The sequence below is a fragment of the Rhodoferax sp. GW821-FHT02C08 genome (assembly GCF_059421805.1).
Genome location: NZ_JBWKVR010000005.1, coordinates 241,586 through 260,798 on the forward strand (window position 1 = coordinate 241,586; position 19,213 = coordinate 260,798).

Here is a 19,213-nt window from a genome sequence, read left to right on the forward strand (position 1 = left end):
ATCAGACTCCCACGTTCTTGAAGACGATGGCGAACAAGGCATCGACCAGGATCACCACGGTGATCGAGGCCACCACTGAAGCCGTCGTGCCCTGCCCCAGGCTTTGGGTATTGGGTTTGACGCGCAGGCCGCAATGGCAGCCCACCAGCGCAATCAACAGGCCGAACACGGCCGACTTGAACACCGCCAGCCCCAGGTTGGCCACGCCAACGGCATCGGGCAAGGCCTGCAAAAAAAATGCGGGCGTGATGCCCAGCGAAAGGTCCGCCGCCAGCATGCCCCCCGCTAGCGCGGTGACCGAAGTCCATACGGTGATCAGCGGCATGGCAATCGCCAGCGCCATGGCGCGAGGCATCACCAACCGGTAGCTCAGGGGGATACCCATGACGCGCATGGCATCCAGCTCTTCGGTCACGCGCATCACGCCGATCTGCGCGGTGATGGCCGAACCGGAGCGCCCGGCAATCAGGATGGCGGCCAACATCGGCCCCAGCTCGCGCACCACCGACATGCCCAGGATGTTGACGATAAAAGCCTCGGCCCCGAACTGGCGCAGCTGCTGCGATGTCAGGTAAGCCAGCACCACGCCAATCAAGAAGCCCACCAGCGCAGTGATGGGCAGGGCCATGGTGCCCATTTGGTACAGATGGCCCGAAACATCCCGCCACGGCCCGGCCTGCGGGCGGCGCGCCAGGCGCAGCAGATCCAACGCCAATTGCCCCACCATGCGCAGCAAGTCCAGCCCCTGCGCCAGGCCCGCCAGCACCCAGGCGCCCAGCGCGTCGAAACACTGCGCCCAGGTCGCGTCGTGGCTGGGGGGCGCTTCACACGAGAATTTGGCGACACGCTCCAGCAGGCTGCGCTGCTCGGGCAGCAGGTCGATCTGCGCTGGCCACTGACGGCCCCAGTGGTTCCACAGCAATTGCGCACCCACATGGTCCAAGCGCTCCACGCTTTGCAGATCCCAGTGCGCAGACGGCGGCTGTGCCTGCAAGGCCGAAGTCGCGGCCCGCCACTGCGCCGGCACGGCCAGATCGGCCGCCGCCCACCGGCCCAGCAGCCTGGCGGTCAGCGCATCGGGCTTGTCTGCAGGGGAGATGCTGTCGATATGGGGCGGTGAATCTTGGGCCATGGTGTGCAGCGCATCCTAACAAGCCGCCCCCGCACCTGCGCGTAGGACAAGCGCCTGAACACAGCGTACAGGCGACAATACAGCCATGATTGTTCGCCACACCTTCTCGCCCCCCAACAACACCCGGCTCGACAACCTCTGCGGCCCCATGGACGCGCATCTGCGCACCATTGAAGACGCGCTGCAGATCAAGATCGCCCACCGCCACGAACAATTCAAGATCGACGGCCCCAAAGCCACCGCCAACCAGGCGCTGGAGCTGCTGCAGGCCCTGTACGAACAGGCCGGCCGTCCCATTAAGCCCGACACCGTACAGCTGATGCTGGCCAGCGATGCGGACCTGGGCGCCGATGGCCACAGCCTGCAAACCCGCCGCACCGACCTGCGCGCCCGCACGCCCAACCAGACCACCTACCTGGACAACATCGCCCAGCACGACATCACCTTCGGCATTGGCCCGGCCGGCACCGGCAAGACCTACCTGGCCGTGGCCTGTGCGGTGGACGCGCTGGAGCGCAGCGCGGTGCAGCGCATCGTGCTGACCCGCCCGGCGGTAGAAGCCGGCGAGCGCCTGGGCTTTCTGCCCGGCGACCTGAACCAGAAAATCGACCCCTATCTGCGCCCGCTATACGACGCGCTGTACGAGTTGATGGGGCCCGAGAAAGTACAAAAGGCCTTTGAGCGCAACGCGCTGGAAGTGGCGCCGCTGGCCTTCATGCGTGGACGCACGCTGAACAACGCCTTTGTGATCCTGGACGAGGCACAGAACACCACTCCCGAGCAGATGAAGATGTTTCTGACCCGCATCGGCTTCGGCGCCAAGGCCGTGGTGACTGGCGACGTCAGCCAGATCGACCTGCCCAAAACCCAGCTCAGCGGCCTGATCGACGCCGAGCAGGTGCTGCGCCGTACCAAGGGCATTGCCATCACCCGCTTCACCAGCGCCGACGTGGTGCGGCACCCGCTGGTAGCGCGCATCGTCGACGCCTACGACACGCGCGGCAAATCGGACCTGGCCGTGCGTACCCGCAAAACTATTTAACACCATCCATTACGCTATTAATTAGATAGCTGCCTGCGCAGAAGATACCTGCGCTAGCAGCCAAAAACATGCTGAACAACCTACAACTCTCGCTGCAATTTGGTGAGCTGGCCAACAAGGAAGAGCTGGCCCTGCACCGTGCCGCCCTGCCCCGCCACAGCGTGGCCCGCTGGATACGCCACGCACTGGCGCTGGACGCCGAAATCACCGTGCGCATCGTCGATGCCGAAGAAGGCCAGGCCCTGAACCGCGAATACCGCAAGAAGGACTACGCCACCAATGTGCTGACCTTCGACTACACCCAAGAACCGGTGGTTACCGCCGACCTGGTGCTGTGCGCCCCGGTGGTCGCCCGCGAAGCCGCAGAAAACGGCAAGTCGCTGAAAGACCATTACGCCCATCTGCTGGTCCACGGCACCCTGCACGCCCAGGGCTGGGACCACGAAACCAGCGAAGAAGATGCCAACGAGATGGAAGCTTACGAGACCGAGATCCTGGCAGAACTGGGCATCGCCGACCCTTACGCCGACTAAGCTGGCGGATTAAAACTGCAGCGGAATCGTCACCGGCCCGTCGTTGACCAGATGCACAAGCATGTCGGCACCGAACTGCCCGGTCTGCACCGGCGCATGCAGCAGCCGGGCCTGGGCTACAAAATAGTCGTACAGCCGGCGCCCGTCCTCGGGTAGCGCTGCGCTGATAAAGCTGGGCCGGTTGCCCGCCGAAGCATCGGCCGCCAGCGTGAACTGGCTGACCACCAGCAGCCCGCCCGCCACGTCCTGCAGGCTCAGGTTCATCTTGCCCGCCGCATCGCTGAAGATGCGCAGCTTCAAAATCTTGGCCAGCAGCTTGTCGGCCTGGGCTGGCACATCGCCGCGCTCGGCACACACCAGCACCAGCAGGCCGGGGCCAATCTGGCCCACCACCTCGTCCGCAATGACCACGCGGGCTTCCCGCACTCTTTGTAAAACAGCTTTCATGCGGCGATTGTCGGTCACGGCCCTCAGGGTTGTCACCGAGCATGGGCCTGGACCACACCACTACGATAGGCCACGATTTTTCAAAGGACACACCATGCGTTTGCGCAACTACGGTATTTACATCCTCGTCGGCGGCCTGCTGGGCCTGGCAGCTGCCGCCCAGGTGCAAACCAGTGGCTTGACACGCACCATCGTGGGCAAGGAAGACGTTTCAGTACCGGGGCGCGAGGCGGTGGTCGCACGGGTAGAAATTGCCCCCGGCGGCAAGGCGGCCCGCCACACCCACCCCGGCGATGAAATCAGCTATGTGATGTCCGGCGAAACCGTTTTGCTGGTGGACGGCCAGCCGCCGCGCCGTATCAAGGCGGGTGAATCCTTTGTCATTCCCGCAGGCGTGGTGCACGCCGCCGAGAACGACACCGCCAACCCGGTGCAACTGGTCGGCGTCTACGTGGTGGAAAAGGGCAAGCCGCTAGCCTCGCCAGCGCCTTGACCTCACGCCTGCATTAGCCCAGCGTCACGCGGGCAAACTTGCGTTTTCCCACCTGCAGCACATAGGTGCCGGCACCCAGTTTCAAGCCCTTGTCGCTGACCACGCTGGAATCCACGCGCACGCCGCCGCCGTCGATCAGGCGGTTGCCCTCGCCGCTGCTGGCCGCCAGGTTGGCCATTTTCAGCAGCGCGGCAATACCCACGGCCGCACCGCCTTCGCCCAAGGGCAGGCTCAGCTCGGCAATGTCATCCGGCACGCCGCCCTTGCTGCGGTTGTTGAAGTCTTGCTCGGCCGCATCGGCTGCGGCAGCGCTGTGGAAGCGGGCGGTGATTTCCTTGGCCAGCGCCACCTTGGCGTCCTTGGGGTTACGGCCGGCCTCCACTTCCGCCTTGAGCGCAGCAATCTCGGCCTCGCTCTTGAACGACAGCAAGGTGTACCAGCGCCACATCAGCACGTCGGAGATGCTCAACACCTTGGCGAACATGGTGTTGGGCTCTTCGCTGATGCCGATGTAGTTGTTCTTGGACTTGGACATCTTCTCCACGCCGTCCAGGCCTTCCAGCAGCGGCATGGTCAGGATGCACTGCGGCTCCTGGCCGTATTCGGCCTGCAGGTGCCGGCCCATCAGCAGATTGAACTTCTGGTCGGTACCGCCGAGTTCCAGGTCGGACTTGAGCGCCACCGAGTCGTAGCCCTGCATCAGCGGGTACAAGAACTCGTGCACCGCGATGGACTGGCCGCCGTGGAAGCGGTCGTGGAAGTCGTTGCGCTCCATCATGCGGGCCACGGTGTAGCGCGAGGCCAGTTGGATCATGCCGCGCGCGCCCAGCGGCTCGCTCCATTCGCTGTTGTAGCGGATCTCGGTCTTGGCCGGGTCCAGCACCAGGCTGGCCTGCTTGTAATAGGTTTCGGCGTTGATCTTGATTTGCTCGGGGGTCAGCGGTGGCCGGGTGCTGTTACGCCCACTGGGATCACCGATCAGCGAAGTGAAGTCGCCAATCAGAAAGATCACCGTATGGCCCAAATCCTGCAACTGGCGCATCTTGTTCAGCACCACGGTGTGGCCGATATGGATGTCGGGCGCCGTTGGGTCCAGGCCCAGCTTGATGCGCAGCGGCGTGCCGGTGGCCTCGGAGCGTGCCAGCTTCTTCAGCCAGTCTTCTTGCGGAATCAGCTCGTCACAGCCGCGTAAAGACACGGCCATGGCCTCCCGAACACGGTCGGTCACAGGGAAATTACTGCCCGATACGGGACTTACTGCTTGATTCATAAGGGTTTTTCAGGTCTTTATCCATTGTCGCCCAGGGTGGGCACCGCTATACTCGCGGATTCGCTGCAGCCCCTGATTTTAGTGGTGCGTTGCCTGATAGGCCGCCCAAAACCCCAGGTCTGGCGCAATACACGGCTCGCAGGCCCGCTTCCTGCTACCGGCCATTGCGCATGACCTGACTGAACTTCCAGGGCCTTCCACGTCTCTGCAGCAAACCTCTTTTTGGGAATTCAATCTTTTGAACAACGGTCTCAACACCGTCAGCGATAGGCTTTTGTCTTTGGTACAACGCCACCCCAAGCGCATCACCGCGCTGGTGGCGGCCGTACTCTTAGGCGGTGGCAGCGGCGCATTTGCCGTCGCCTCCCTAGGCCCAGACGCCGCTGACCTGCCGGTACGGCAAATCACGGAATCGGTGCAACCCCTGCCCTTGCAAGAGCAGGCTGCGGCACTCGATCTGCACAGCTTCAATCTGTTCCGCACGGAAACCACCCGCTCCAGCGACACTGCCACATCGCTGCTGCAGCGCCTGGGCATCGCCGATGCGGACGCGGTCGCATTCCTGCGCAGCGATGCACTGGCCAATAAGGCCATCTTCGGCCGCGCCGGCCGCATCGTGAAAGCCGAGGCAACCGACAAACAAGCCCTGCTGTCTCTCAGCGCGCTGTGGAGCCCGGGCAACGACGGCGCCATCCAGCGCCTGGTGGTCGAAAAGACCGCCCAGGGCTTCCGCTCCCGCATGGAAGATGCCCAGCTGGACACCACCAGCCGGCTGGCCGGCGGCACGATTCGCAGCTCGCTGTTTGCCGCCACCGACGAAGCCGGCATTCCCGACGCCGTCGCCACCCAGGTCGCCGAAATCTTCTCGGGCGACATCGACTTCCGCCGCGCGCTGCGCAAGGGCGACCATTTCTCGGTGGTCTATGAAACCGTTGAAGCCGACGGCCAGGTGCTGCGCACTGGCCGCGTCTTGAGTGCTGAATTTTTCAGCAATGGCAAGACCTACCAGGCCATGTGGTTTGCCGAACCCGGTCAAAAGGGCAGCTACTACTCGCTGGACGGACAAAGCCTGCGCCGTGCCTTCCTGACTGCGCCGGTTGAGTTCTCCCGCATCACCAGCGGCTTCTCCATGCGCTTCCACCCCATTCTGAAGCTGTGGAAAGCCCACCTCGGTGTGGACTACGCGGGTACCACTGGCACGCCGGTGCGTACCGTGGGTGACGGGGTGGTGGAGTTCGCGGGTGTGCAAAATGGTTACGGTAACGTGATCATCGTCCGCCACAACAACCACAACGAAACCCTGTACGCGCACCTGAGCCAGATCAATGTGCGCACGGGCCAAAAGGTCAGCCAGGGCGAGCATATCGGCGCGATTGGCGCCACCGGCTGGGCAACCGGCCCGCATCTGCACTTCGAGTTCCGCGTCGATGGTGTGCACCAGGACCCGATGACGGTGGCCCGCCAAAGCGAAAGCCAACCGCTGTCCGCCGCAGCCAAGCCAATGTTTGACAAACTCGCCGCCACCATGCGCCAGCAGCTGTCCGCAGCCTCTGCCGTGCAACAGGCCAGCGCTGACTAAAATGTCCGAGCTCTACATCGGCCTGATGTCCGGCACCTCGCTGGACGGCGTGGACGGTGTACTTGCTGACTTTGCCGGTGGCCGCATGCAGGTGCTGCAGCACGCCAGCCTGCCCTTTGTCGATGCGCACCGGGCCGGGCTACTAACCTTGAATTCACCGGGCGACAACGAGCTGCACCGGGCGGCCCTGGCCGCCAATGCCTTGGCCGAACTCTATGCCAAGGTTGTCCAGCTGTTGCTGGACCGTGGCCAAGCCGCTGCAGCGTCCATCCAGGCCATTGGCGCTCACGGCCAGACCGTACGCCACCGCCCGCAGGAATTTGACGGCACCGGCTACACCCTGCAACTGAACAACCCAGCCCTGCTGGCCGAGCGCACAGGCATCACCGTCGTGGCGGACTTCCGCAGTCGCGACATCGCCGCCGGCGGCCAGGGCGCCCCCTTGGTGCCGGCCTTCCACCACCAGGTGTTCGGCCGTGCACAGGAAGCGGTGGCGGTGCTGAACATCGGTGGCATCTCCAACCTCAGCGTGCTGGACGGCGAGCAGATCCTGGGCTTTGACTGCGGACCCGGCAATGCGCTAATGGACTACTGGTGCCAACAACATACCGGCCAGCCCTTCGATGCCGACGGCGCCTGGGCCGCCAGCGGCAGCGTGCAGCCGGACTTGCTGGCCGCCTTACTAGACGAGCCCTTTCTGACCAAGGCACCGCCCAAGAGCACGGGCCGCGACCTGTTCAACCCCGGTTGGCTGGCCGCCAAGCTCCAGGGATTTGCCGGGCTGAGCCCGGTAGACGTACAAGCTACATTGACCGAATTGACCGCCAGCGCAAATGCTACCTGCGCAAGTAGCTATGGAAAAAATAGCAAACAATTGATCGTATGCGGCGGCGGCGCCTTGAACGGTCAGCTGATGCGGCGCATCCAGGCAGCACTGCCCACCATACAGGTGCAATCCTCGGCCGCCCACGGGCTACCGCCTCTACAGGTGGAAGCCTCAGCCTTCGCCTGGCTGGCACGCCAGACGCTGCTGCGCGCACCGGGCAGCCTTGCCAGCGTCACCGGCGCACGCGGCAACCGGGTGCTGGGCGCGATCTACCCGGCCTGAGCCCTACTCCAGGTCAGCTGCACCTGCTGGGGCCGCCACCTTCTCGTCGGGTGCCAGCTGCCAAAAGATCCAGGCCGATGCCAAGGTCATCAGCCCCATGGTGGCAAACGTAGCGTGGAAAGCCTGCAAGGTCTGCGTAGCACCCACAGCCTGGAAATAGCCGGTGTAACCCGCCAGCACCGCCCCTGCGGCTGCCACCCCCATCCCCATGGCCAGCATCTGCACCATGGACAGCAGGCTATTGCCGCTGCTGGCCAACGGACCATCCAGGTCCTTCAAAGTCACCGTATTCATGGCAGTGAACTGCATGGAGTTGACCGCCCCAAAGAAAGCCAGCTGCACCAGGCGCAGCCACAGCGGCTGCTCCGGTGTTACAAAAGCAAAGCTGGCCATGGTCAGCCCTACCAGCGCGGTATTCAGTACCAGTACCTTGCGGTAGCCCAGCCAGGTGATCAGGCGCGTCGCCAGGGTCTTGGTCACCATACCGGCTGCCGCCACCGGCAGCATCATCATGCCGGCCTGTGCCGGGCTGTAGCCCATGCTGACCTGCAGCAGCAACGGAATCAGAAACGGCATGCAGCTGCTGCCTATGCGCGCAAACAGATTGCCCAGCAGACCAATGGCCAGCGAAGGAATGGCGAACAACCTGGGTGAAAACAAGGGCTCGGGTTCCCGCACCGCGTGCAGCCAATAGGCCACCAGGCTGGCCAGGCCGAACATCAGCAACACCAGCACGGTGGCCTGGCGCAGCCCCAGTTCGGACAGGCCATCCAGCGCCAAGGATAGAGCCACCATGCCAAACGACAGCAGTGCATAACCACTCAGATCAAAGCGCTTGTACTCCACACGCAGGCCCTCGGGCATCCAGGCCAGGGTGGCCATGCCGCCCAGCACACCCACCGGCAGATTGATCAGAAAGATCCAGTGCCAAGTGGTGTACTCCACCAGCCAGCCACCCAGAGTCGGGCCGATCAGCGGGCCAATCAAGCCCGGCAGCGCAACAAAGCTCATGGCTTTCAAAAACTGCTCGCGCGGAAATGCCCGTAGCACCGCCAAGCGCCCCACAGGCAGCAATAAAGCCCCACCAACCCCTTGCAACACACGGGAGGCCACCAATTGCGTCAGGCTGTGCGACATCGCGCAAAACAAGGAACCCAGCGTGAAAAGAGCAATCGCGGCAACAAACAGGCGGCGTGTGCCGAAGCGGTCGGCCATCCAGCCCGAGGCTGGGATCAACATGGCCATCGTCAGCGAATAGGCCACCACCACCGACTGCATGCGCAAAGGGCTTTCGCCCAGACTGGCGGCCATGGCCGGTAAGGCGGTATTGACGATGGTGGCGTCCAGGGTCTGCATGAAAAACCCAATAGCCACCAGCCAGAGCAACCGCTGGCGCGTCGCTTCATCTTGCATGCGGTAACCGCTCCTTGTCCAAACCGGTTGTAGCAAAGAAAAAGCCGCCCATGGGCGGCCTTTTCAAGACGGGGTGGCCAATCAGGCCGAGAAGCTGGAGCCGCAGCCGCAGGTGCTGGTAGCGTTAGGGTTCTTGATGACGAACTGGGCGCCTTGCAGGTCTTCCTTGTAGTCGATCTCTGCGCCCAGCAGGTACTGGTAGCTCATGGCGTCGATCAGCAGAGACACACCGTTCTTGGTCATGGTGGTGTCGTCTTCGTTGGTGATCTCGTCAAAAGTGAAGCCGTATTGGAAGCCGGAGCAGCCGCCACCCTGCACGAACACCCGCAGCTTGAGATCCGGATTGCCCTCTTCGGCGATCAGGTCGGCCACTTTGGCGGCAGCGCTGTCGGTGAAGACGATGGGGGTGGGCATTTCGGTCTGGATGTTTTCGGCTAGGGCGCTCATGGGGTACTCCGTAAAGAATCTAGGTGATGCTACTGCAATTCCCGACTTAAGTTGCGGGGCAAACAATTTGCCGGTATCAGCAGTGCGGTCTTTTCAAAAACAAAAACCGCCAAAGCCCGAAGGCTTGGCGGTTTTTGCGTCGCACAGAGCGAAAAGCTTAACGCTTCGAGAACTGCTTGCGGCGGCGTGCAGAGTGCAGACCGACCTTCTTACGTTCGACTTCACGCGCATCACGCGTCACGAAGCCGGCTTTGCTCAGCTCAGGCTTGAGCGTTGCGTCGTAATCGATCAGGGCGCGGGTAATGCCGTGGCGGGTTGCGCCGGCTTGGCCGGATTCACCACCACCGTGCACGTTGACCATCACGTCGAAAGTTTCGGCGTGGTTGGTCAGCACCAGAGGCTGCTTGCAGATCATGATCGAGGTAGCACGACCGAAGAACTCGGTGATGTCTTTACCGTTGACCTTGATTTGGCCGGAGCCCTTCTTGATAAACACACGGGCGACGCTGGATTTGCGACGGCCGGTGCCATTGTTCCAATCACCAATCATCTGGATACTCCTTAGATGTCCAGCACTTTAGGCTGTTGGGCGGTGTGTGGATGCTCAGCACCACCGTACACCTTGAGCTTCTTGATCATGGCGTAGCCGAGCGGGCCCTTGGGCAGCATGCCCTTGACGGCTTTTTCCAAAGCGCGGCCTGGGTGCTTGGCTTGCATGTCGCGGAACGAGATGGCAGAAATACCACCTGGGTAGCCGGAGTGGCTGTAGTAAATCTTGTCGTTCGATTTGGCACCGGTCACGCGCAGCTGGGCTGCGTTGATGATGACGATGAAGTCACCGGTATCGACGTGAGGCGTGTAAATGGCCTTGTGTTTGCCGCGCAAACGGAGAGCAACTTCGCTGGCTACTCGTCCGAGGACCTTATCGGTCGCGTCAATCACAAACCACTCGTGCACCACGTCAGCGGGTTTCGCGCTGAAGGTCTTGGTCATGAGTTTTCTCTTTAAAAGAATGGTTTGGCCAACCTGAGGGGTTGGCGTCCTAGCAGCCCTTTTCCACGGTCGGCGTCTCTCTGGTGGAGATCTCTTAGGTGGTTTTTAAACTGCACCGCGGGGCTAGCAAACCGCTGGGCAGCCTTGGATTATACAAAGTTGCAGGCCCGGCCGTCAAACTGGTTGTTTAAGAGTGTTTTCGCTGGTTGCGATTCAGCCGTTGCGTGTTCTCCACGCACACCGGCAACTCGGCAAATTCCGGCTTCTGGCACTCGCGGTACAGGCACATGGGACGGGCAATGAAGTTGCTTTCCGGGCACAGCTCCACGATCGTGGTCGAAATCCGCGCCTCCCGAGGCCGCGTCTGCGGTGCAGTTGCAGCAGCCGAGGCGCCACTTGCAGGGGGGGCGGCTACACGCGGCTTGCGCACAACTGGCCTCGTGGCTTGGGCCGCGCTCGCCACAGACTTCGGACTGGAGGCTGCTTGATCCTGGGATGCCGCCTGCGCCGCCACAGCAGCCGCGGGCTCGGTCACAACAGCCGGTTTGGCACTCAGTGCGACCGCAGGCATGGCCGCCACGGCAGGAGTCTGGGCAGCGGGCAAAAACCCACTCCAGTACACCCCCGCAGCCACCCCGACCGCCAACACGACAGCCCCACCCCACCCCACGGTCTTACGCCACAGCGTCGTCCGCTGCTCCGTTCCAGCCAACAGCACAGGCGCGACGGCGGCAACATCCACCACCACAGGCGCCGCTGGACGGTAGACAAATTGGGTGGGTTGCTCAGCCAGATCAGCGGGCTGGGGCTTGGCGCGCGCCGCCTGCTCGTCGCGAGACAGCTGCCAGCCCTCACCCATGGCAGCCCGCCAGTCAAAGCGGGCCATATCGGACGGCACCTGCAAATCCAGCGCTTCGGAGAAAGCTTCCACCGACTGGGGCCGGTCCTCGGGGCGTATGGCCAGACTGCGGTCCAACGTGTCGACGAACGCCGGCGAGTAATTACAGCCGTACAGGCTGTGTGCCGATTGCGCCAGTTCGCGCATGCTGGGCATGCGGTCACGCAACACGCGGAAGGTAGCAGGCAGGGGCAAATCGTTGGCCAAATAGCCGTGCACTACTGCAGCCAGTGAATACAGGTCGCTCCAGGCGCCCTGCACCATGTCGCGTGCATCAGCGTATTGCTCAATGGGCGCGTAATTCACCTTCAGCACCGCCGTGTGCTTGCGGCTCAGGTCGCCAATGGCGCGCCGGGCCGCGCCCAGGTCCAGCAAGACCGGTGGACCCACATCCTGCAGAAAAATATTGTCGGGCGACACGTCCCGGTGCAGGGTCTGGTGCGCGTGCAACAGCTTCAGCGCTTCCAGCACCGACCACAGCACCTGGCGCAACCAGGCCTCGGACGGCGGGCGGCGCATCTGGCTGCGCGCCTGCTTGAGCGTCAGGCCGTGGTACAGCGGCATCACCATATAGGCGGTGTTGTTCGCCTCCCAGAAACGCAGCACCTTGACCAGGGACGGGTGGTCAAACTGCGCCAACAGCCGGGCTTCGGCCACAAAAGACTGCAAACCCGCCTGGTAACTGTTGCCGTCCAGCGAAGACCGAATCACCACCGACGACCCACCGGTACGCCCAGCCAGCGCCGTGGGGATGTATTCCTTGATGGCGACCGAACGCTGCAGTGAATGGTCGTAGGCCTGGTAGACCATGCCAAAGCCGCCCACGCCCAGCAACCGGACCAGCTCGAACTCCCCCAGGCGCGTGCCGTTAGCCAGCGCATCGGTGTGGTGCACTTTGTGGAGAACTGGCGGGTAGGCTAAATCGGACATATGGCGGTCGGGGGACCATAGTTTAGTGGCCGGCACCACACGGCAGGCGCCCGCCTCGTTACCATTGGGGCATGTTTAGTTACCGCCACGCCTTCCATGCGGGCAACCACGCCGACGTGCTCAAGCACACGGTGTTGATTGCCGCCCTTAAATATTTGACCGAAAAAGACCCGGCCTTGGCCGTGCTGGACACCCATGCGGGTGCCGGCCTATACCGGCTCGACGGCGACTACGCCGAAACCAGCGGTGAGGCGGCAGACGGCATTCTCAAGCTGCTGGCGCCCCCCGCCCCCGGCGAAGCACCATGGCAGCCCGCCCCCCTGCTGCAGGACTACCTGGACATGGTGGCCAGCTTCAACAAAAGCGGCGCCAAAAAGGTCTATCCCGGCTCTCCGTTCATCATGCAACAACTGTTACGTGACCACGATCGGCTGAAGCTGTTTGAGCTGCACCCCACAGACAGCAAAACCCTGTCGGCCAACATCGCCCAGCTGGAAGCCGGCCGCCAGGTCGCCGTGTTCCGCGAAGACGGCTTTGAAGGTATCCGCAAATTCCTGCCCCCACCCAGCCGCCGCGCTTTCCTGCTGTGCGATCCCAGCTATGAAATCAAGAGCGACTACGCGCTGGTGTCGACCATGGCGGCCAACTGCCTGAAGCTGTTTGCCACCGGCACCTATGCCGTCTGGTACCCCATCATCCCGCGGCCCGAGGCACACGACCTGCCCCGCAAACTCAAAACCCTGGCCACCAAGGCCGGCAAGAGCTGGCTGCACGCCACGCTGACCGTCAAGTTCAGCAAGCTCACCACCGATGCCACCGGTGAAGTCAAGCGCCCTGGCCTGCCCGCCAGCGGCATGTTCCTGATCAACCCGCCCCACACCCTGAAGGCCGGTCTCAAGCCCGCGCTGGAGCAAATGGTGGAACACCTGGGCCAGGACAAACACGCCACCTTCACGTTGGACTCCGGCGGCTAACACCACCACGATCGCTCAGCGATTTGCTATATAAAACATAGCTGCCGGTGCTGGATTCATTTGCGGCTGCGGCCGATTTGATGCACACCGTGCGGAAATCGGTATACCCGCTATCAGCAAACCCGGGTGAGGGCACCCCTGGGTGCACGTAAATTCGCGTAGCATGTTGCTCGCACGGGGCGGCGCCTGCCTGATGCAGCGCCCACCCTCCCCACATGCCGCAACCTCTGTTTAGAACCATCCATGATTTTTGTCGCTGGCTCTGCCAATCTTGATTTTGTCGTGCGGGCACCGCACATCCCAGCCCCCGGTGAAACCGTGCTGGGCCATGCGTTCCAGACCTTTCCCGGCGGCAAGGGCGCGAACCAGGCCATCGCCTGCGCCCGGGCAGGCGGCGCCACCACGCATATGCTGCTGGCGCTGGGTGACGACGCCTTTGCCCAGCCGCTGGAGACCTCATTGGCCGAGGCCGCCGTGGTCCCACACATCGTGCGCTCTGAAAAGCCCACCGGCACCGCCTTCATCTGCGTGTCCGACGACGCCGAAAACGCCATCACCGTTGCCCCTGGCGCCAACCTCGCCCTGCAGGCCGAACACCTACCCCCGCTACAAGGCTTCACCCACCTGCTGCTGCAGCTGGAAACCCCACTCGACACCGTCACCGCCTACGCCCAAGCCGCGCGCGCCCAGGGCGTGCAGGTGGTGCTGAACGCCGCGCCCGCGCAAGTGCTGCCCCCGGCCCTGCTGGCCGCCGTGGACGTGCTGGTGGTCAACGAAGGCGAACTCGCCAGCGTAGCCCAGCATGAAGGCAGCGTGGCCGAATGCCTGGCGCGGCTGGACGTGCGCTGCGTAGTGGTCACCCTGGGCCACCGCGGCTGCTGCGCCCGGCTGGACGGTGACATCACGCTGCAAGCGGCCTTCCCCGTCACACCGGTGGACACCACTGCGGCCGGCGACAGCTTTTGCGGCGCCCTGACCGCCGCGCTGTCGCAAGGCCATTCCTTGGCGCAGGCCCTGCAATACGGCAGCGCTGCCGGCGCACTGGCCTGTACCCGGGCCGGCGCACAGTCCAGCATCCCCAGCCACGCCGAGGTGCAGGCCCTGGTCGCCAGCGGCGCGCCGGCTGGTGCAGAAGCTGCGCTGCGCGCCTTCTGCGGCTTCCCGGCCTAAGCCCTTTTCACCCCCTATTCAAAGAACGAAAGAACACCATGAGCACCCAACACAAAGTCATTTTTGATACCGACCCCGGCGTGGACGACGCCATGGCCCTGTACTTCGCACTGGCCCACCCGGCCATCGACGTGGTCGGCATCACCACCACCTTCGGCAATGTCACCGTGGAACAGGCCGCCATCAACGCCCTGTATCTGACGGCCATCGCGGGCAAGACGATTCCCGTGACCAAAGGTGTAGCCACGCCCTGGGTCAAGCCCGGCGAGGCGCCACCGGCCTTCATCCACGGTGCGGACGGCCTGGGCAACCTGGCCTCGCGCGTCGCCACCGCCAACCAGCTGGACCCACGCTCGTCGGCCCAGTTCATCGTGGACATGGCCCGCGCCCACCCCGGTGAAATCACGCTGGTGGCCGTAGGCCCGCTGGGCAATCTGAGCCTGGCACTGAAGCTCGAACCCCAGTTGCCCAAGCTGCTCAAGGAAGTCATCCTGATGGCCGGCACGGTGACCGAGCCCGGCAACGTCTCCCCCGTGGCCGAAGCCAATGTATGGAACGACCCGCACGCGGCCGACCACGTCTTCACCGCCGGCTGGAAGCTGACCATGGTCGGCCTGGACGTGACCCACCGCGTGATCGTGCCACTGGCACTGATCAAGAAGATTGCCGACAAGCACCAGCACATTGCCACCGATGTACTGCACCACGCGGTGAGCTTCTATGCCGACTTCTACAGCGGCATCTACCCGCATGTGGCCAAGATCCACGGCTGCTTCGGCCACGATGTGCTGGCCTTCATCTACCTGGTGAACCCCGAGTTCTTCACCCTGGAAAGCGGCGCCATCCGTGTTGCCACCGAAGGCATCGCCAACGGCCAGACCATGATGAAGCGCAAGGACATCTTCCACCCGCAAGCCGGCTGGGCCGACAAACCGGCCACCCAGGTCTGCATGCAGGTGCAGGCCGAGTCGTGCAACACCGTGTTTGAAGACACCCTGATGTCCGACTGGCTACCCCGCTAAAACGCCCCTCCCGAGAAGGAACCTGTCATGCAGCTCCCGGTTGTCGATTACCGCAGCGCCACCGCGGCGCAAGACTTTTGCCAAAGCCTGCACAACACCGGCTTTGGTGTGCTGGCCAACCATCCGCTGGACCAAAATCTGGTGGAAGGCATTTACGCCGAATGGCTGGCGTTTTTTGGCTCCGAAGCCAAATACAAGTACACGCAAGACCCGGTCAGGTTTGACGGCTACTTCTCGCCCGCGGTGTCGGAAACCGCCAAGGGCAACGACAAGCGCGACCTCAAGGAGTTCTACCATATCTACCCCTGGGGCCGCTATCCGGCCGAGGTGTCGGACGCGGCGCAGCGCTACTACAAAGCTGGTAGTGCCCTGGCCGCCGAGCTGCTGAAATGGGTCGAAGACAACTCCCCGCCCGAGGTGCGCGCCCGCTACACCGAACCGCTGCCCCAAATGATCGAGGGCTGCGACCAAACCCTGCTGCGCGTGCTGCACTACCCACCGCTGCGTGGTGACGAAGAGCCCGGCAGCGTGCGCGCCGCAGCCCATGGCGACATCAACCTGCTGACCATCCTGCCCGCTGCTACCGAGCCCGGCCTGCAGGTGCTGGGCAAGGACGGCGCCTGGTTCGACGTGCCCTGTGACTTCGGCCTGCTGATCGTCAATATCGGCGACATGCTGCAAGAAGCCAGCGGTCACTACTACCCGTCCACCACGCACCGCGTGCTCAACCCCACGGGCGAGGGCCGCTTCAAGTCGCGCGTATCACTGCCGCTGTTCCTGCACCCACGCCGAGAAGTCGTGTTGTCGGACCGCTACACCGTTCAAAAGTACTTTGACGAACGCATGCACGAACTCCGTGGGAAGAAGTAGCACACCCCCAGGCTCCACGCTGCGCGTTTCCGCCAACCCCCCTCGTATCGGTTTAAAAAACCGATGTGACAAGCAGGGGGCAACACCTGCAGCCCGGCGGAGCCGGTTCTGCGGTGTTTCTGGAATAAGTCCCGGACCTCCTTAGGCCTCCCTCTTGATCTTGCGTTTGCAATTCCACTCCTGGAGTTTTTATGAAAATGCCTACCCGCCGCTTCGCTCTTGTCCTGCTCGTTGCCGCTCTGGCCGGCTGCTCGTCCATGGGCCCTGCGGGCCCGGAGAAGGACAAGACCTACCACCTAACCGTGCTGCACACCAACGACCACCATGGCCGTTTCTGGAAGAACAGCGATGGCGAATACGGCATGTCGGCGCAGAAAACTGTGGTGGACCAGGTACGTGCCGAGGTGGCTGCGGCTGGTGGCCAAGTGCTGCTGCTCAGCGGTGGCGACATCAACACCGGTGTGCCCGAGTCCGACCTGCAAGACGCCGTGCCCGACTTCCGCGGCATGAACCTGCTGCGATTTGACGCCATGGCGGTAGGCAACCACGAGTTCGACAAGCCCCGCGCCGTACTGAAAATGCAGCGCGACCTGGCCACCTTCCCCATGCTGTCGGCGAATATCTACGACAACGGCCAGCGCATGTTCGCGCCCTACAAGATTTTCAACGTAGGTGGCTTGCGGGTGGGCGTGATGGGCCTGACCACCGAAGACACCTACAAGATGGTGCACCCCGACAACGTCAAGGGCGTGGAGTTCCGTAGCGTCATCAAAGAAGCCAGCAATGTCGTACCCGAACTGCGTGCCAAGGCTGACGTGGTCATCGCCGCCACCCATATGGGCCACTATGTGGACGGCCAGCACGGCAGCCAGGCCGAGGGCGATGTGGAGATGGCCCGCGCCGTCAAGGGCATCGACCTGGTGGTCGGCGGCCATTCACAAAATCCGGTCTGCATGAAGGCCGAAAACGTACGCGACGAAACCTATGTGCCCGGCACGCCCTGCGCCCCGGACCGCCAGAACGGCACCTGGATCGTGCAGGCCCACGAGTGGGGCAAGTACGTGGGCCGCGCCGACTTTGAATACCGCAACGGTGAATTCAAGCTGGTGCACTACGCGCTGATTCCCATCAACCTCAAGAAGACCGTGAAGCTGGCCGACGGCAAAACCGCCAAGGCCTACTACACCAGCGAAATCGCCGAAGACCCGGCCATGCTGGCCATGCTCACGCCCTACCAAAACATCGGCCAGGAAAAACTAGGCATGGAAGTCGGCAGCAGCGATGCCCGCATCGAAGGCGACCGCAGCGTGATCCGCGCCAAACCCGCCGCCATGGGCGTGCTGGTTGGCCTGTCGATGATGGAAAAAACCAAGGCCGACTTCGCCGTGGTGAATGCCGGCGGCGTACGCGACTCGCTGCCCGCTGGTACTTTGACCTACAAGGACGTGCTCAAGGTCCAGCCCTTTGGCAACACCATCGCCACGGTGGATTTCACCGGTGCCGAGGTCATGGACTACCTGAACGCCACCGCCAAAATGTCCGTCGGCTCCGGCGCCTTCCCGCAATTTGCCGGCATCGAGCTGGTCATGACCGGTGGCGTCGTCACCAGCGCACGCATCCAGGGCAGGAACGTGGACCCCGCCAAAACCTACCGCATGGCCGTCAACAACTTCCAGGCCGTGGGCGGCGACGGCTACCCCAAGCTGATTGCCCACAAGAACTATGTTGACAGCGGCTTTGTGGACGCCGACGTGCTGCGTGGCTATATCACCAGCCGCAGCCCGCTGAAGGCGGCCGACTTTGCGCCTGGCGATGCAGTGGTACGCCGCTGAGAAATTTAAATAAAAAGTGGCTCTGGCGCAGGAAATACCTGCGCCAGCAGCTACGAATTCAATAGCACCAACCATCCACTCACCACGCTGCTCCGGCAGGGTACCGGGACTCGCCATGCTTTCTCCTGAATTCGCACCGACCTGGACCGAAAGCGAGATCAGCACGGATGGCCTATGTGGCACCCTCACGCTGCCCCTTGGTGCTTCAGCAATACCGGCAGTTCTTCTGTTGGCCGGCTCTGGCCCCGTAAATCGGGATGGCAACTTGCCGGGCCTGCCCAATGACAGCCTGAAACTGTTGGCGCATGCTCTGGCAGCACAAGGCATCGCTTCGCTGCGGGTCGATAAACGTGGCGTTGGCTCCAGCCAGGTGAACGCAACGCGGGAACAAGATTTACGCTTCATCCGCTATGTCGATGACGCTCTGGCCTGGCGTGCAGTTCTGGCGTCTCTCGAACGCATATCCGCGGTTTTTCTGTTGGGCCACAGCGAAGGCGCCCTCGTCGCGACCATGGCCGCGCAAGGCGCCCAAGGCGCTCAGGTAGCGGGCCTCATCCTGGTCGCGGGTGCCGGCGAAGCGGCTCCCAAAATCATCGCGCACCAACTGGCGGCGGCGGGTGTGCCGCCTGCGCTGCAAGAGGCGTCCCAACACATTGCGGCATGCCTGTGCGAGGGAGATACCACCCCCAACGTCCCCGCCGAGCTCGCACAGTTCTACCGCCCCGGCATCATGAATTACCTGGCGTCCTGGTTCACGCTCGATCCAGCCAACGAATTCGCCAAGACCTACTGCCCTGCGCTCATTGTCCAAGGCAGCACAGACCTGCAGGTAGGGGTTGCAGACGCGCATAGGCTTGCTGCCGCGCGTCCAGACGCCACTCTTTGCCTGGTAGAGGGCATGAACCACATCCTCAAAATGGCCCCCGTGGACAGGGCAGCCAATTTGCAAACCTATTCCATGCCGCAGCTCCCTTTGGCCCAGGCACTTGTTGAGCGGGTTGTGAATTTCATCCGGTCTGCAGAGCAGTCGGCCAGCGCACGCCGCTGAAGTGGACGCCGC

General features: G+C 63.0%; 19 protein-coding genes. 11 read left to right on the plus strand and 8 right to left on the minus strand.

The window, feature by feature from the left end:
* Position 1: 1 nt before the first annotated feature.
* Positions 2–1,132, minus strand: coding sequence for an MlaE family ABC transporter permease (locus AC07VY_RS08535; protein ID WP_495096993.1), 1,131 nt, complete (start codon positions 1,130–1,132; stop codon positions 2–4).
* Between the two features lie 85 nt (positions 1,133–1,217).
* On the opposite strand from AC07VY_RS08535, the gene AC07VY_RS08540 reads away from it, so the two are divergent.
* Positions 1,218–2,174 carry a PhoH family protein gene (locus AC07VY_RS08540; RefSeq protein ID WP_495096992.1) on the plus strand — a complete coding sequence of 319 codons (957 nt, stop codon included), beginning with the start codon at positions 1,218–1,220 and terminating at the stop codon, positions 2,172–2,174.
* Positions 2,175–2,242: 68 nt separating this feature from the next.
* The gene (gene ybeY, locus AC07VY_RS08545; protein ID WP_495096991.1) at positions 2,243–2,707 is read left to right on the plus strand and encodes an rRNA maturation RNase YbeY; all 465 of its coding nucleotides are present in this window, start codon (positions 2,243–2,245) and stop codon (positions 2,705–2,707) included.
* 9 nt (positions 2,708–2,716) lie between these two features.
* On the opposite strand, the gene dtd is transcribed toward ybeY, so the two are convergent.
* Positions 2,717–3,154 carry a D-aminoacyl-tRNA deacylase gene (gene dtd / locus AC07VY_RS08550; protein ID WP_490590964.1) on the minus strand — a complete coding sequence of 146 codons (438 nt, stop codon included), beginning with the start codon at positions 3,152–3,154 and terminating at the stop codon, positions 2,717–2,719.
* Positions 3,155–3,248: 94 nt separating this feature from the next.
* Between dtd and AC07VY_RS08555 the strand changes: the two genes are divergently transcribed.
* Positions 3,249–3,647, plus strand: a complete 399-nt coding sequence (locus AC07VY_RS08555) for a cupin domain-containing protein (RefSeq protein WP_495096990.1) — start codon at positions 3,249–3,251, stop codon at positions 3,645–3,647.
* Between the two features lie 13 nt (positions 3,648–3,660).
* On the opposite strand, the gene tyrS is transcribed toward AC07VY_RS08555, so the two are convergent.
* Positions 3,661–4,917, minus strand: a complete 1,257-nt coding sequence (gene tyrS, locus AC07VY_RS08560; protein WP_495096989.1) for a tyrosine--tRNA ligase — start codon at positions 4,915–4,917, stop codon at positions 3,661–3,663.
* A 238-nt stretch (positions 4,918–5,155) separates the two neighbouring features.
* Here tyrS and AC07VY_RS08565 point away from each other — a divergent pair, with 238 nt between their 5' ends.
* The gene (locus tag AC07VY_RS08565; RefSeq protein WP_495096988.1) at positions 5,156–6,496 is read left to right on the plus strand and encodes a M23 family metallopeptidase; all 1,341 of its coding nucleotides are present in this window, start codon (positions 5,156–5,158) and stop codon (positions 6,494–6,496) included.
* Position 6,497: 1 nt separating this feature from the next.
* A complete protein-coding gene (locus AC07VY_RS08570) occupies positions 6,498–7,604 on the plus strand; it encodes an anhydro-N-acetylmuramic acid kinase (protein WP_495096987.1) in 1,107 nt (368 codons plus the stop codon).
* A 3-nt stretch (positions 7,605–7,607) separates the two neighbouring features.
* Here AC07VY_RS08570 and mdtD read toward each other — a convergent pair whose 3' ends face one another.
* The 5 genes from mdtD to AC07VY_RS08595 form a co-directional block, all read right to left on the minus strand.
* Positions 7,608–9,017, minus strand: coding sequence for a multidrug transporter subunit MdtD (gene mdtD, locus AC07VY_RS08575; protein WP_495096986.1), 1,410 nt, complete (start codon positions 9,015–9,017; stop codon positions 7,608–7,610).
* Positions 9,018–9,098: 81 nt separating this feature from the next.
* The gene (erpA, locus tag AC07VY_RS08580) at positions 9,099–9,464 is read right to left on the minus strand and encodes an iron-sulfur cluster insertion protein ErpA (RefSeq protein ID WP_092758362.1); all 366 of its coding nucleotides are present in this window, start codon (positions 9,462–9,464) and stop codon (positions 9,099–9,101) included.
* A 157-nt stretch (positions 9,465–9,621) separates the two neighbouring features.
* Entirely contained in the window at positions 9,622–10,014 is a 393-nt protein-coding gene (gene rpsI / locus AC07VY_RS08585) for a 30S ribosomal protein S9 (protein ID WP_490590970.1), read from the minus strand.
* 11 nt (positions 10,015–10,025) lie between these two features.
* Entirely contained in the window at positions 10,026–10,457 is a 432-nt protein-coding gene (gene rplM / locus AC07VY_RS08590) for a 50S ribosomal protein L13 (RefSeq protein ID WP_490590971.1), read from the minus strand.
* A 187-nt stretch (positions 10,458–10,644) separates the two neighbouring features.
* Positions 10,645–12,285, minus strand: a complete 1,641-nt coding sequence (locus tag AC07VY_RS08595; RefSeq protein WP_495096985.1) for a serine/threonine protein kinase — start codon at positions 12,283–12,285, stop codon at positions 10,645–10,647.
* Between the two features lie 71 nt (positions 12,286–12,356).
* Between AC07VY_RS08595 and AC07VY_RS08600 the strand changes: the two genes are divergently transcribed.
* From AC07VY_RS08600 to AC07VY_RS08625, 6 genes are all read left to right on the plus strand, one after another.
* Positions 12,357–13,259: a 23S rRNA (adenine(2030)-N(6))-methyltransferase RlmJ gene (locus AC07VY_RS08600; protein ID WP_495096984.1), complete on the plus strand. Its 903-nt coding sequence runs from the start codon at positions 12,357–12,359 to the stop codon at positions 13,257–13,259.
* A gap of 243 nt (positions 13,260–13,502) precedes the next feature.
* Positions 13,503–14,429, plus strand: coding sequence for a ribokinase (locus tag AC07VY_RS08605; protein WP_495096983.1), 927 nt, complete (start codon positions 13,503–13,505; stop codon positions 14,427–14,429).
* A 38-nt stretch (positions 14,430–14,467) separates the two neighbouring features.
* Positions 14,468–15,451 (plus strand): nucleoside hydrolase, encoded by a 984-nt coding sequence (locus AC07VY_RS08610; protein ID WP_495096982.1) that lies wholly within the window; start codon positions 14,468–14,470, stop codon positions 15,449–15,451.
* A gap of 27 nt (positions 15,452–15,478) precedes the next feature.
* Complete coding sequence (locus AC07VY_RS08615) at positions 15,479–16,321, plus strand: 2OG-Fe(II) oxygenase family protein (protein WP_495096981.1); 843 nt, start codon at positions 15,479–15,481, stop codon at positions 16,319–16,321.
* A 191-nt stretch (positions 16,322–16,512) separates the two neighbouring features.
* Positions 16,513–18,153: a bifunctional UDP-sugar hydrolase/5'-nucleotidase UshA gene (gene ushA / locus AC07VY_RS08620; protein WP_495096980.1), complete on the plus strand. Its 1,641-nt coding sequence runs from the start codon at positions 16,513–16,515 to the stop codon at positions 18,151–18,153.
* 115 nt (positions 18,154–18,268) lie between these two features.
* Entirely contained in the window at positions 18,269–19,201 is a 933-nt protein-coding gene (locus tag AC07VY_RS08625) for an alpha/beta hydrolase (RefSeq protein ID WP_495096979.1), read from the plus strand.
* The last annotated feature ends 12 nt before the right edge of the window (positions 19,202–19,213 follow it).

What these genes read in the sequence shown, in the direction of transcription:
- erpA (WP_092758362.1), bottom strand. Translation starts at nt 9,464, where the DNA reads ATGAGCGCCCTAGCCGAAAACATCCAGACCGAAATGCCCACCCCCATC.
- AC07VY_RS08535 (WP_495096993.1), bottom strand. Translation starts at nt 1,132, where the DNA reads ATGGCCCAAGATTCACCGCCCCATATCGACAGCATCTCCCCTGCAGAC.
- AC07VY_RS08600 (WP_495096984.1), top strand. Translation starts at nt 12,357, where the DNA reads ATGTTTAGTTACCGCCACGCCTTCCATGCGGGCAACCACGCCGACGTG.
- AC07VY_RS08595 (WP_495096985.1), bottom strand. Translation starts at nt 12,285, where the DNA reads ATGTCCGATTTAGCCTACCCGCCAGTTCTCCACAAAGTGCACCACACC.
- mdtD (WP_495096986.1), bottom strand. Translation starts at nt 9,017, where the DNA reads ATGCAAGATGAAGCGACGCGCCAGCGGTTGCTCTGGCTGGTGGCTATT.
- AC07VY_RS08555 (WP_495096990.1), top strand. Translation starts at nt 3,249, where the DNA reads ATGCGTTTGCGCAACTACGGTATTTACATCCTCGTCGGCGGCCTGCTG.
- AC07VY_RS08570 (WP_495096987.1), top strand. Translation starts at nt 6,498, where the DNA reads ATGTCCGAGCTCTACATCGGCCTGATGTCCGGCACCTCGCTGGACGGC.
- ushA (WP_495096980.1), top strand. Translation starts at nt 16,513, where the DNA reads ATGAAAATGCCTACCCGCCGCTTCGCTCTTGTCCTGCTCGTTGCCGCT.
- AC07VY_RS08610 (WP_495096982.1), top strand. Translation starts at nt 14,468, where the DNA reads ATGAGCACCCAACACAAAGTCATTTTTGATACCGACCCCGGCGTGGAC.
- AC07VY_RS08605 (WP_495096983.1), top strand. Translation starts at nt 13,503, where the DNA reads ATGATTTTTGTCGCTGGCTCTGCCAATCTTGATTTTGTCGTGCGGGCA.
- ybeY (WP_495096991.1), top strand. Translation starts at nt 2,243, where the DNA reads ATGCTGAACAACCTACAACTCTCGCTGCAATTTGGTGAGCTGGCCAAC.
- AC07VY_RS08615 (WP_495096981.1), top strand. Translation starts at nt 15,479, where the DNA reads ATGCAGCTCCCGGTTGTCGATTACCGCAGCGCCACCGCGGCGCAAGAC.
- AC07VY_RS08625 (WP_495096979.1), top strand. Translation starts at nt 18,269, where the DNA reads ATGCTTTCTCCTGAATTCGCACCGACCTGGACCGAAAGCGAGATCAGC.
- AC07VY_RS08540 (WP_495096992.1), top strand. Translation starts at nt 1,218, where the DNA reads ATGATTGTTCGCCACACCTTCTCGCCCCCCAACAACACCCGGCTCGAC.
- rpsI (WP_490590970.1), bottom strand. Translation starts at nt 10,014, where the DNA reads ATGATTGGTGATTGGAACAATGGCACCGGCCGTCGCAAATCCAGCGTC.
- rplM (WP_490590971.1), bottom strand. Translation starts at nt 10,457, where the DNA reads ATGACCAAGACCTTCAGCGCGAAACCCGCTGACGTGGTGCACGAGTGG.
- tyrS (WP_495096989.1), bottom strand. Translation starts at nt 4,917, where the DNA reads ATGAATCAAGCAGTAAGTCCCGTATCGGGCAGTAATTTCCCTGTGACC.
- dtd (WP_490590964.1), bottom strand. Translation starts at nt 3,154, where the DNA reads ATGAAAGCTGTTTTACAAAGAGTGCGGGAAGCCCGCGTGGTCATTGCG.